Source organism: Vibrio sp. TBV020 (genome assembly GCF_046056895.1).
In the GTDB taxonomy this organism is placed as follows: Bacteria; Pseudomonadota; Gammaproteobacteria; order Enterobacterales; family Vibrionaceae; genus Vibrio.
The window spans coordinates 1,696,876-1,709,971 of sequence record NZ_JBEEAQ010000003.1; the positions used below are offsets into that span (position 1 = coordinate 1,696,876).

At 43.7% G+C, this 13,096-nt stretch carries 10 protein-coding genes; 1 reads left to right on the forward strand and 9 read right to left on the reverse strand.

The features are described from left to right. Positions 1-210: 210 nt before the first annotated feature. The 8 genes from AAFX28_RS15995 to AAFX28_RS16030 all read right to left on the reverse strand — a co-directional run bounded on the left by AAFX28_RS15995 (position 211) and on the right by AAFX28_RS16030 (position 8,839). Complete coding sequence (locus AAFX28_RS15995; protein ID WP_408689112.1) at positions 211-726, reverse strand: MerR family transcriptional regulator; 516 nt, start codon at positions 724-726, stop codon at positions 211-213. 78 nt (positions 727-804) lie between these two features. Then, the gene (locus AAFX28_RS16000; RefSeq protein WP_408689114.1) at positions 805-1,932 is read right to left on the reverse strand and encodes an ABC transporter permease; all 1,128 of its coding nucleotides are present in this window, start codon (positions 1,930-1,932) and stop codon (positions 805-807) included. Beyond that, a complete protein-coding gene (locus tag AAFX28_RS16005) occupies positions 1,929-3,071 on the reverse strand; it encodes an ABC transporter permease (protein WP_408689116.1) in 1,143 nt (380 codons plus the stop codon). The genes AAFX28_RS16000 and AAFX28_RS16005 overlap by 4 nt, the downstream gene beginning before the upstream one ends. A gap of 14 nt (positions 3,072-3,085) precedes the next feature. Beyond that, positions 3,086-4,063, reverse strand: a complete 978-nt coding sequence (locus AAFX28_RS16010) for an HlyD family secretion protein (RefSeq protein ID WP_408689117.1) — start codon at positions 4,061-4,063, stop codon at positions 3,086-3,088. A 9-nt stretch (positions 4,064-4,072) separates the two neighbouring features. Beyond that, positions 4,073-5,473: a TolC family protein gene (locus AAFX28_RS16015; protein ID WP_408689118.1), complete on the reverse strand. Its 1,401-nt coding sequence runs from the start codon at positions 5,471-5,473 to the stop codon at positions 4,073-4,075. A gap of 125 nt (positions 5,474-5,598) precedes the next feature. Then, positions 5,599-7,125: a tripartite tricarboxylate transporter permease gene (locus AAFX28_RS16020; protein WP_408689120.1), complete on the reverse strand. Its 1,527-nt coding sequence runs from the start codon at positions 7,123-7,125 to the stop codon at positions 5,599-5,601. An 18-nt stretch (positions 7,126-7,143) separates the two neighbouring features. Beyond that, positions 7,144-7,662 carry a tripartite tricarboxylate transporter TctB family protein gene (locus tag AAFX28_RS16025; RefSeq protein WP_408689121.1) on the reverse strand — a complete coding sequence of 173 codons (519 nt, stop codon included), beginning with the start codon at positions 7,660-7,662 and terminating at the stop codon, positions 7,144-7,146. Between the two features lie 205 nt (positions 7,663-7,867). Continuing rightward, entirely contained in the window at positions 7,868-8,839 is a 972-nt protein-coding gene (locus AAFX28_RS16030; protein WP_408689122.1) for a tripartite tricarboxylate transporter substrate binding protein, read from the reverse strand. 385 nt (positions 8,840-9,224) lie between these two features. Here AAFX28_RS16030 and AAFX28_RS16035 point away from each other — a divergent pair, with 385 nt between their 5' ends. After that, positions 9,225-12,371, forward strand: a complete 3,147-nt coding sequence (locus AAFX28_RS16035; RefSeq protein WP_408689123.1) for an HD domain-containing phosphohydrolase — start codon at positions 9,225-9,227, stop codon at positions 12,369-12,371. On the opposite strand, the gene AAFX28_RS16040 is transcribed toward AAFX28_RS16035, so the two are convergent. Further along, on the reverse strand, positions 12,337-13,095 hold the full coding sequence (locus AAFX28_RS16040) for a protein kinase domain-containing protein (RefSeq protein WP_408689124.1): 759 nt from the start codon (positions 13,093-13,095) through the stop codon (positions 12,337-12,339). The two genes, AAFX28_RS16035 and AAFX28_RS16040, sit on opposite strands and share 35 nt — an antisense overlap. Position 13,096: the final 1 nt, after the last annotated feature.

Consider the following 13,096-nt stretch of genomic DNA (forward strand, 5'->3'; position numbering starts at 1 on the left):
ATAAAATAGGGAGATCTACACTCTAATTGATGGTTTTGTAAATTAACTAACGAGTTAGATGAAAACTGATCCAGAAAGTGGGTAGCAGCATATAAGAAAAGTTTAATATTTTTTTTCAAATTCTCACTTATGACACACCTAAAAAGTGTCTTGATTTGTCTCATAAGTGAGATTGCTAGTTGGTGGGTTAGCAATATGGGCAGCGAAAGGCTAGGTGGTAGAGGTACGTATTCTTTTAATCTCTTCCGCTTCAATCCCTAAAGACTCTAAGAATTTTTGGTGTTCGCTAGGCTCCAGTTCTTCAAACTTTTGGTGCCATTTGGTCATGTCATTTTCGCTAAATCCCGCAGCAGCCATAATCTCTACCCATCGCTCCTTACTCACCATCTTATCTTCTATTAGCTGAGGTTCTTGCAATAGAACAACGATAGCTTTTTGCTGGGCTCGAAGATTTTGGATTTCTTGTTCAAGTTCGTTGAAATGATCTTTGAGTATCTCAGCTTGAGATAATCCTTTTTGAGCTAATAGACTGCGAATACTCGCGATTGATAGACCATAAGAGCGATAAGATGAGATTGCTTGCAAGCGCTCGATTTCATCTTCTCCATACCAGCGATAACCATTCTCAGAACGATAAGCAGGCTCCAATAAGGTTTCTCGTTCATAATACAAAATGGTGGTGCGAGAAATACCAAACTTTTTAGCGAGTTGAGTAACAGTGAGCATATAGACCTCGTATAAAAACGGCTGCTATCATAAACCTTATACCTATAGACGGGTCAATGCATAAAAACTAATTTAAGATCAGTTATTTCGTCTTCTGAGGCTCCAAAACGCGAGTGCGAACCAACATACACTTTGTATCCATAATAGCGTGTATTTGTCTGCTATGGATGACCAGCTTCCTCCCATCTGATTCAAAGTTAAGAAGCCTTGAATAGCAGGTGTGCTTGGGAATAGTTGAGACAACCAGACAATAGGTGCAGGGATTGCTTGTATTGGCCAAATGAATCCAGCACTAAAAATAAGTGGCATAGAGCTGATGAGCACAACGAGTGTTACTAACTCTCTTCGAGGTGTAATATTCCCGAGCCAAATTCCGATGCTCGCCGACGCGATCAAAAATGGAAGTAATAAAGTGATAAGGTCTCTGATATTAGCAAGTTGGCTAATTCCATGCATAGTGAAGCTAGCACCAAAATAATAGCCGCTGAGTAAGTAGTATATTGCAACGAGAATACCGACTCGAACACTGAGTAGCTTTAATGGCCTAACTTGGTTCCAATAGCCTGTGCCATGTTTTTGTGTACCCCCAATCAGACCAGCAGCCATCGCTAGCGTTTGCTGCAAGATCAATACGAATACTGCTGGGACGACATAGTCGATATAACCCATACGTGGGTTAAACGTTGGTTTTAGATTGAGTTTGGTTGCCGCATACTGCTCGCTGGCGAGTGATAGAGGTTGTCCATCAATAACAAGTTTTGCGACCGTCGTTTGAGCAGCTAAAGTTCCGCCAGCTTGTGCTAACCCTTCTACGATGGTGCCATAGACTAAAAAATATGAAGCATCACCCGCATAAGCAAGGGTAGGGCTTTTGCCCAGCATAAGATCTTTGTAGAAGTGCTCAGGAATAACTAAGATCCCGCTGACTTTGTTTTTAATAAGAGCTTGATGAGCTTCTTCAATCGTATAATCTCTGCGAACGACTCTTACTTGAGGAGTTGCATCAACCATTCTCTCTAATTGATAGCTGGTTTGGCTTTTGTCTAAATTGACCACGCTAATTTCTTGTTCACGCGGTGTTTGATGACTATACGGAAGAGGGTAGAGAAAAGAATAAAACAACACCCCGCCAAAGACTGTCAAAACAACAACTGGGTTAGTGAGTAGTGCTTTAAACTCAGATTTAATGAGTTCGAATAAAGTCATTTTTCCACCTCAATACTTAGGTGTTTTTTGAGCAACGCTAAGCTTAATAGTATGGCGATGCCATAGCCGACCATAGGCAGTATGTGTTGTAACGAGTTGAACCATGACTGACCGTAACTAACTTGACTCACTTGTACTTCAATATAGTGGCTGATAGGTAGGAGACTTCGCCACGCTTGGGCTAAGCTGCTCATATCTGAAACAGGAAAAGTTATACCCATAAAGGCAAAACTCGGCGCAGTGAAAGCGCCAGCAAAACTCATTGCTCGCGCTGCATCTAGCGTCAGGAAAAAGAACAGACACCCCATTGCCATGCAAGCGATGATCGTTGCCCACTGTGCTATAACGAGCGTGATAAAGCTGCCGTTCATTGGCCATTTAAATCCTAAATAAAACCAACATAAAAAGCCAAAGCCTTGGAGAGCAAATACCCAAGTGTAAGGAGTAAGCGTCGACAATAACTGTCTGAATGGACGGTTTTCTAACCAAGGTTTTAAACGGCGATCTCTTAAGTTTGCTGCCAGAACTAAGATAGTGGTTACGACAATAACAATTTGCCAAAGTGCCGGAATGATAGCTGACACTAAGAACTGGGCGTAATTAGAGTTCTTGTTAAACAGTGGCGTGATTTGGGTCCGAACGGGAACTGCTTTTCCCATGGCGGAAAGTAAGGTTGAATTTCCGGATGCTAGCCCTTTCATAGTGCTTAACTCAGCGTTAAAGGTTCCCTGAGCTTGTAAGAAAGCGGAATTTAGCAGCTTACCAATTAAGATCATTTGGCTATTGTAGAAAACGCTCACTTGAGGCGGAGTCTGTTTGTAGATGCTCTTGTCAAACTGGTGGGGTATCACTGCATAAGCGTAAACGTCACCTTGAATAAGTGCTTGTTTCGCTTGCTCAACGCTATCGAATCTTTTCGATACATGCATAGCGGGAGTCGCATCATAATAGCGAACCAGTTTTTGAGATAGCGCACTAGGCGAGAAGTCGACAATACCCACTGGTAGATCACGGGCAATACCTTGGGAAAATATTGCCCAAATCATGAAGGCCAGTAGTAGTGGAATCCAAGTCAAACTGGACAGTAACCACTTATCGCGGCGGACGATCTCCAGTTGGGAAATTTGGCGGTTATGCATAATGACCAATACGCTTAGTTCAGTTCTACGGCTAGGCTCATACCCATGCGGAGATCTGGTTGAGCTTGAGTTGGATGCGCTTCTACTTCAAACGTTCTTAGATCAAAACCCTGTGAAGAGTCGGTCGAACGCCAAGTAGCAAAATCCCCCATCACTGCCACATGGGTAACTTTGAACTCGATTTGTTTATCTAATGCTGGTAGGTAAGCATCAAATGTTTGACCTTTTTGGAAGAACTTAAGTTGGTCTTCTCTTACATTCAACATCGCCCATGAATCTTGGGTATCTATGACTGTAACTACTGGGAAGCCCTGCGGTGCAAGCTCTCCACTTTGAAGAAGAACTTGCGATACTTCGCCATTGAACCAGCTCTTGATTGTGGTGTCTTGTGCATAAGCTTCTACTTCGGCCACAGCACCAGCGGCCATGCGTGCTTTTTCTGCCGCGGCTAGTTTTGTCTCACTACGAGCGCCTTCTTCAGCCAATTTATACATTTGAAACGCTGCACTTTCAGTGTATTTAGCCGCTTCCCACTGGGTTTTAGCCTCATCACGCTTTTGCTCTGCAATCACCCCTTCGTTGTACAGGTTGTTTACGCGCAGATAGGTCTTTTCCATTAAAGATGCAGCGGCTTTTGCTTTGAGCCATTGGTCTTTAGCAGCTTGAATTTGCTGACTGCGTGCGCCTTTGTTTGCTTCCATCGCGAGAGCACCCGCAGCTTTTTCACCCGCTTTTGCTTGTTCTAGCTTTGCTTCGATTTCAGGGCTGTGTAGTGTGAAAACAAGGTCGCCTTGCGCAATCATATCGCCTTTACGTACTAATACTTGGTCTATGCGTCCCGGAACTTTTGAAGAGATACTGTACTGCTGTGATTCGATTTGACCTTGTAGACGAATAGGTTTTGGTTGGTATGCTTGATAGAAGCTGTATCCGACCCAAGACACTATGCCAAATGCAGCGGCAGTCAGTAGAAGTGTTTTAGCATTTTTCATCATAGGTCCTTATAAACTCGAAACGTTGATTGCGTTATGTTGGTATTGGCTAAAAGAGTCCATCTCGTTAGAGAGAGCAAGCAGTTTTGATAAAGAGATGAGATAGTTAAAACTTGCTGCTGCTTTTTGTGTTTGAACACTTGCTACATAGAGTTGGGCGTCTACGACGTCGGTAGAAGTAGAGAGGCCTTGGCTGAATGCTTTTTTCCTCAATTTAAGGTTTTCTTGAGCCAAGTTGATGCTCGACTCTAGTCCCAATACTTCTTCTTGAGCCTGTTGTGCTTCTAGGTACGTTTTCTGCACCAGTACCGATAGATCTTGTTTAGCTTGTGCTTTGAGATAGCGCACCTGTGAGACTGCGCTGTGTGCGGCTTTGACTTGTTCACTTCGGCCGCTGTTTTCGATAAGAGGGATATTCACCCCGACGCCTACAAGCCAGTCAGGCTTCATTTGGCTAGCAAGAGAGTCGTCTTCATGTAGGCTATAGTCCCCGTACAAATATACTTCAGGGTAATATTTGCCTTTCTCGGCATCAATTAGGCTATTTGCTTGCTTCTCTTTTGAATCAAGAAGCGCCAATCCCGGGTAAGTTGCCAATGTACGTTCAACAAATAAGCTTTGCTCAGGCAAGTTTTGGTTGATGAAAAGGCCGTCCGCAGGTTCAACTGTGCTGGTTTGGCTAAGAATCTGTGTCAGAGCAGATTGGGCGATCTCTAGACTCTTTTGCGCTTTCTTACGTTCGATAATGGCTTTGTCTAAAGCTGATTCTGCTTGTAAGCGCTCAACCCTAGCGATTTGGCCCTGTTGCTCAAGCTTTACTGCGTTGTCTCTGTGTTTTTCTAGGCCTTGTTCGACCAAGGTTCTGGTTTGGACAACTTCTTTAGCGAGCAGTACCGAGAAGTAGTACTTACTTAAATCTTCAAAGCGAGCTTGGGTTTCCATAGCCAATTCACTTTGCGCTTGCTCTTTCTTTCCCTCAGCAGCAGATTGAGCGGCGTTAATACGGCCACCAGTGAAAATTGGCCAAATGGCTCGAATAGACGAGGTAAAAATGTCCCGCTCGCTGATCGTTGATGTTACGCCACCGAGTTGTGCAAGAATCGGATTAAGTACAGGACCAAGGTTCGGTAGATGCTGCCCCGTGCTTTCAAATAGCTGCTGGCCAGAAACCGTAACATCGTTATCGAGACGAGTGTAATTTGCGCCTATCGAAACAGAAGGGAGGTTTAGGTTGTCAGTTGCACTTTCTAAGTGCTGATAACGTTCGACGTTTGAACGTTGCGCCGCAAGAGAGTTATTTTCTTGCTGTAGGACGTGCCAAGCTTGGTCGAAGCTAATCGGTGCAGAATATGTGAAAGGAGAGGCGAGACTGACACAACCTATCAATAGCGCAATTGGACGCAATGACATACCAATGTTCCGTAACTGTTAAAAATTAGAGTTTATACTCTAATTGTATTTTGTACAACAGAGCACCAGCAGTATAGAACAAAAAAAGGGGCCGCTAGGCCCCAAAATACATAGGAATGTAATAACTATTGCTCGACTTTAGCCGGAGTCGGCTTTAGTTTTTGGAACAGCTTGATAAAGATTGGGCTAAATAGCACCAGTACAGCCAAAATGGTAAATGTCATCGTGATAGGGCGTTCCCATAGGAAGCTTAATTCACCATCACTGATCATTAATGCTCGACGCAGGTTCTCTTCCATCAATCCGCCAAGGATGAATCCAAGTAGCAGCGGTGCAAGTGGGAAGTTCGCCAATCTCAGTGCAATGGCTGCCATTGCAATCAACAGCATGATGAAGACATCCATGGTATTGAAAGAAACTAAATACACGCCAGTGATAGAGAAGAACAAAATCATTGGTAACAATACTGTGCGCGGTACAGCTAATAGCTTAGAGATATAAGGGATTAATGGCAGGTTCAAGATAACCAGTACGATGTTACCAAAGTACATAGAAATAATTACCGACCAGAAAACGTCTGGGTGCTCTACAAACAGGCGAGGGCCAGGTTGAATACCGTAGGCGATAAGTGCACCAAGCATGATAGCAGTAGTACCAGAGCCCGGAATACCAAGAGTTAATAACGGTACAAATGAGCCACTAGATGCGGCATTGTTCGCTGATTCAGGCGCAACTAGACCACGGATACTGCCTTTACCAAACTCTTCTTTTTTCTCTTTAGGTGCAAGGTTACGCTCCATACCGTAGCTTAAGAATGCTGCGATTGTAGCGCCTGCGCCCGGTAAAACACCAGTGAAGAAACCAAGAATTGAAGAACGGATTGAAACAGGTGCGACTTCTTTAATTTCCTCTTTGGTGACTTTCATACTGCCGATATTACTCATCTTATCTTGCTCATCGGATCGAGTATCTTGCTCTGGTTTAAGAATACCCATTAAGGTTTCACCCAGTGCAAAGGTCGCCATTGCAAGAAGAAGGAAGCTAAAACCATCCATTAAGTCTGTAAGACCAAAAGTAAATCGCTCTACGCCAACCCCTTTATCGATACCAACTGTAGATAACATCAGACCAAGAATCGTCATCATCCAAGCTTTTATGACCTGACCTGGGCCTGCGAATGCGGCTACAGCAGAAAGACCAAGAAGCATCAGCGCGAAGTAATCTGAAGATTGGAAGCTGAGTGATACGTTTGCCAATGCTGGAGCGGCAACCAACAACATAATCGCGGATAGTGTGCCACCTGTGAATGACGAGTAAGCCGCTAATGCGAGCGCTTTACCGGCTTGACCTTTCTGAGCCATAGGATAGCCGTCGAAAGCCGTTACCACAGTAGAAGAACAACCAGGAGCGTTGATTAGGATTGAAGAAGTTGAACCACCAAATACCGCACCGTAGTAAACCCCGGCCATTAGGATAAGACCAGAAGATGGGTCCAACCCGTAAGTGATAGGGATCATTAGAGCAATGGCAGAAATTGGGCCTAGGCCCGGTAACATACCAATAAATGTACCTACGAAACAACCAACGACCACCATCATGATGTTCATTGGCATGATTGCGGTCGATAGGCCTTGTAAGATTCCGTCTAACATAATGTCATTTCCCTTAAATTACGACCAGATGGTGAAAATAACACCAGGCTCTAGGTAGATATCTAAGCCTTTGGTAAGAAGAAGATAGAAAGCGATAACAAACGGGAAAGAAGCGCCCAGCAGCACTTTTTTACGTCGTTCGCCTAGTAAGTAGAAGCCTGCTAACAGGAACAAGCTTGTTGCGATAACAAAGCCGACATAGGTTAGACCTAAGCCATACAGAGCCATCAAAGCTAAGAATCCAGTCAAAAGCTTCCAATTGAATTCGACAACAGCGCCACTTTTAACGTCAGGTTGACCTGTCACCAGTAACAGTAAAGAAAGCCCAATTCCGATAAACGTTAGTAGTGTAGGTAACGTTCTTGCGGTGAAAGGTTCGTATTCATCTCCAGGAAAGAGTGGGATCAGGGATGTTTGGTAGCCATAACATAGGCAAACGATGAGGAATATCATCGCACCAACACGATCGCGGCAGAAGAGGTTTTCTTTAGAGAAAAAGTTCCCGTTATTGAGAGAGTTCGTTGGCAAGTCCGACATATCCAACTCCATGTGACAGGTATAGAAATAAAAAAAGCCGTACATGAGGGTTAATGAGCATGTTTCACTAACAAATAAGCCAATTGCTGCTAGTCAAAGGCTTAACTGTCTATAAATAAACAGAGGAGATTGTGTAGTTAGCTCATGTACGGCGAAAGGGGGTATAAGGGCGGTGCAAGTCGCCCTTAAACTTCTTTACAGGAAATTACTTCAAGAAACCAAGTTCGCGCATTAGGTCACCCATTTGCTTCTCTTGGTCTTCTAGGAAAGCGTAAAAGTCTTTGTCCGCTTTGTAGTTGTCGATCCAGCCGTTTCGGTCACGAACCACTTGCCACTCATCAGTGTTGTACATCTTAGTCAGGGCAGAGTTCCACTCATCGATCTTTTCTTGGCTAGCACCTGGTGCTGCGAAGAAACCACGCCAGTTAGCGAAGACAGTTTCATTTCCGTATTCAGTTAGAGTCGGGATATCTGGTGCTGCATCTAGACGTTTAGGAGCAGTTACAGCCAGAATTTTAACTTGGCCAGATTTCGACATTTCTAGAACTTCACCTAGGCCAGTAGAAAGCAGTTGTGTTTCGCCTGAAAGCAGGGCTGCCATTGCTTTACCGCCTGCATCATAAGCGATATAGCGAACTTTCTTAGCGTCAAAACCTTCGCCTTTGAATGCCGCAGCAACAACTAGGTGGTCCATACTACCGCGTGCAGAACCGCCAGCGATTTTTACTTTACGCGGGTTCGATTCAAACTCTTTTACTACGTCTTCCCAAGTGTCGTATTTAGAATCAACTGACGTTACGATCGCACCATAGTCAGCAATGGTTGCTGCAACAGGCGTCAAGTCACGGAATGATTGAGGGAAAATACCTGTTAGCGAGCGAACAACGATAGGGGTTGAGTTCACCATTAGAGTATCTTCTTGACGTTGCGCTGTTTCGATAAGGTGTGCAATTGCTTTACCACCGCCGCCACCAGATAGGTTTTGGAAAGAAACATTTTCAACGATATCGGATTTAACGAGTACGTCACCTGTACCACGAGCTGTCATGTCCCAGCCACCGCCAGCGCCACCCGGGATTAAGAAGTGGATTTTTTCAACATCTGCTGCCAAAGCGTTAAACGAAAACGAAGCAGCAATGATTGAAGCCGCCAGTGTTGGTTTTAGTACCTTAAACATGATTCACGTTCCTTATGTATGCGTACATTCTTCATTGAAAATGTACTTATCATTATGAATTTACTACCAGTAAGGGAGGGAGACTTATTGATAGATGCGATTAAGGTTAAGAGGTTGTTACATAGTTGTCTCTAATGCGTTGATAAAAACAATATTGAGCATTCTGGGGGTTTTGTTCATAAAGTTCACGGGTGTAACACTTTGGTTTATTTATCTATCTAACATAGGGTTATGAAGTTCTTCTAATCGTTTGATTAAGTTAAAAGCGTGATTTAATTCTATTTATAGAATATTGTATTGATATATAAATGGTGTCGTTTGATAATGACTTGTTAATTGAAAACACCGTCACGTTCGGCTTACTTATCGCCATGGAGGCATCAGGATGAGTTCATCTTCAGGGAGTCGCAGAAAATATTCGATCCAAGTTACAGTGGGTGGAATGTTCCTTTTTGCTACTGCGATTACAGCGTTGTTTGCGATAAGTTTACAGTACTATTTTGGTAAGCAGATGTCGCAGGAGTATGTACTTTCAAAGCTCACGATGGCTTCGGCTGATGTCAGTGAGTATCTTCAGCGAGTTGAAGTGAGTGCTACCAGTAACGTTCGTCTGTTAAGAGGCCTAGCCAAGAGCATCAAGCACGATTTTACTCAAACAGAAACTCGAGATATCTTCACTAACATCTTAGATGACAACCCCCTCTTTTATAGTCTCTACTTCGGTCGCAATGACGACAACTTTTTCCAAGTCATCAATTTAGAATCTTCTCCGATTGTTCGCCAACGCATTAATGCCACCGCTCAGGACCGCTGGGTCATCATTCATATCTTTGGACCTGAAGAGAATCGAATCCGTAAAACGCAATACTTCACGGAAGACTTCACTTTAACCAATAGTATTACGGAGAAGAGTAACTATTTTCCGACTCGTCGTCCGTGGTTTAAGGGAGCATCAGAAACGGTAGCCTATAAAACGGATCCATATCTGTTTAAGCATCTCAAAATTACTGGTCAAACTTACTCTATTGCAGGGAAAAAAGGGGTTATCGGTATCGATGTTGTTCTCTCTGCGGTAAAAGACAAAATTACCTCGAACCAATTGGGTTTGGCTGATGAGGCGGGTGTAGAGTCTTTTATTTTTAATGATAAAGGAGAGGTTATTGCTTCAAACATCGAGCTGAACAATGATGTTGAAATCCCAAGCTCTGAGCCACTGGTATTAACGGAAAAACAGCAGAGTGTTAAAGAGCAAACATCGTCTCTGTTGGTCTCGAATCAAAATGATTGGGGGCCGTATGATTACACTCAGTCAGGGATGCCAAAAGGTTATGCAGTTGATGTATTGACACTCATCTCTCAACAGACGGGGCTAGAGTTCGAGTTTATCAATGGTTTCAATTCGGTAGAGTTGGCTGAAAAGTATCGGGTTGGTGATCTTGATATCATTCACTCTGTACCTAAAAACGATCTAACAGAGGGAGTTTCTAGTGAGCAGATGTTTGAAGGGCAGTTGGCGTTAGCATCAACTATTACTAAGCCAATTCCAGCATCGTTATCAGGCATAGGTAAGATGCCTGTTGGTGTGGTCGGAGGCTACCATCTAAAAGCATGGCTTTTGAAACGTTATCCTGAACTGAATATTGTCGAGCTTCCAAGCCTAGATGAAGCTAAGGAACAAATTCTAAATAGAAAAATCGACTACCTTGTCGATACCTATCATACATTGAGTGAGTTAAATGAACTTACCATTAATCCGACAGTAGCCGTGACCAAAATGGCGAATGCTGAACCAATCTCTTTCCACTTGTATATGAAAGAAGAGGATCAAGCACTTGTCACTCTGATTAACCAAGCGATAGCATCGATTACGACTGAGCAGCGCCAAGCATTAAAAGCGAAGTGGTTAGATACCAACCAGTGGCGCGGTAGTTTCGTTCCTTATCCTGAGCTGTATCAAGCTTCTCAGTCCCAGTTGAACCACAACTCAATCGTTAATCTAAAGCTGAATGGTGAAGAGAAGTTTGTTTTTGTCACCAAAATGGGGGGGCTTAAAGCAAATCGAGAGTTCTTCGCGGTGGTGGTACCAAAATCAGTTGTGATGGATAGAGTTATCCCAAGGTTAATGACCTCCACACTCGCGACGGTTCTGGTGATGTTATGTTTGATGCCGTTTGCGTGGCGATTTAGTTCACCTATTGTTAGACCAATTAAAGCACTACGTGTAGAAACGAAAAAGATCAAAGCACGCAAATATAGCCAGTTGGAGCAGGTTGATACGCGCATCAAAGAGGTTTATGAGCTTTCAGAGTCGATCTCTCAGATGGGGGCTGCGCTGGAGCGTCATGAGAAACAACAAGAAGAGTTTGTCGAAGCCTTTATTAAGCTTATCGCACAGGCAATTGATGACAAGTCGCCTTATACAGCAGGACACTGTAATCGTGTTCCGGAACTAGGGATGCTATTAGCGAAAGCGGCTGAAGACAGCAACTCGGGTAAGTTTAAAGACTTTTCTTTCGCCAATGATTATGAGCGCAGAGAGTTTAGAATTGCCGCGTGGTTGCATGACTGCGGTAAAATTACTACGCCAGAACATATCGTTGATAAAGGAACTAAGCTTGAGGCGAACTACAATCGTATTCATGAGATACGTATGCGTTTTGAAGTGCTTTGGCGAGATGCGGAAATTGAATTTTTAAACAGTCAGCTTGATCAATCAATCGATAAGGAAGCTGCACTTAATGTTCTTAGAGAGAAAAAAGCTGCTCTAACAGAAGATTTTGAATTTATAGCTCGTTCCAATGTTGGCGGCGAGTTTATGGGAGAGGAGCAAGTCGAACGTATTAAAGGGATTGCAGCGCAAACGTGGCAAAGAAACTTTGATGACTCGTTAGGTTTGTCCCCGTTAGAAGAGTTGAACAAGCAAAAAAGGGACAAGTCTCTCCCTGCTGAAGAGCCGTTATTGTCTGATAGGCCAGAGCATATTGTTCAGCGAGAACGACCGCTTGAGCTTGACGAAAAATATGGTTTCAATGTCGATGTTCCAGAACATCTATACAACCTTGGCGAAGTGTATAACTTGTCCATCTCACGCGGCACTCTAACGGCTGAAGATCGCTTTAAGATCAATGAACATATGATTAGTGGTATTAAGATGTTGGAAGCCTTGCCATTCCCTCCAGAGTTAAGTCGAGTGCCACGATATGCATCGACTCACCATGAGACACTGAAAGGAACGGGTTACCCGCGTAAGCTTAAAGCTGAAGAGATTTCGCTACCTGAACGTATGTTGGTGATAGCCGATATTTTTGAAGCTTTGACCGCTGCAGATCGACCATACAAGAGAGCTAAACCAATCAGTGTTGCAGTAGATATTTTGCATAAGATGGCGTTGGATAACCATATCGATATGGATCTGTTTATGCTATTCCTCGAGAGTGGTGCTTATCTCGAATATGCGCACAACTTCCTCCAAGACAGCCAAATTGATGAGGTCGATATTAGTAAGTATCAGACTCAGCCAAATAGTGCTTAGTCCAACCTAGGTGTTTTAATAGCAAAATTTGATATCGAGTAGGAAGAGCCTCAATTATTGGGGCTTTTTTTTGTTTTGCGTATTCGAGTATCGACGTACCCTTGAAAGGATGAGCTGTATATAGTGTTTGAACCGTGACTGCCAATGAAAAAAAATCATCCTGCGGGTGAACATGGTGTTTTCGCGCGTGAGGGTTTATCGAGCTATAACTCGGTGAAATCGTCGAATGTTTGAGATCAGCATAATAGGAGTTGATCGGTAGTACGCTCCCTAAATCGATAAGCTTAACTGCGCCACTATGAGTAACGAGGATATTGGCTGGTTTTACATCACCATGGATATAGCCTGTTTGGTGCAGTTTGTTCAACACCATTTCTAACGATGATAATAGCTCACTTTGGGTTATCGAATCCAACACTCTAAGGTTTGAAAGAGGAGTGCCTTCTTCAAAGTGGGTCATTAACCACATTTGGTTGCCATATTGGCCAGTAGCAATGAACTCCGGCCAATGGTGACTGCGATAAAGGCTAAGAAAGCGAGCTTCGTTGGCCATTTGCGTGTGGCCAATCGACGTGTGAGCGACTTTTAATGTAACTTCACCGTGTTTACGGCAATGGCAGCGGATGACGTTAGTAGAAAGCGAGGAGCAGAACGTGAGTTCTAACTCCTCAATTAACTTCGAGTAACGCACCTCAGGGGTGAGCCGTTCAGCAATACGAGCCACT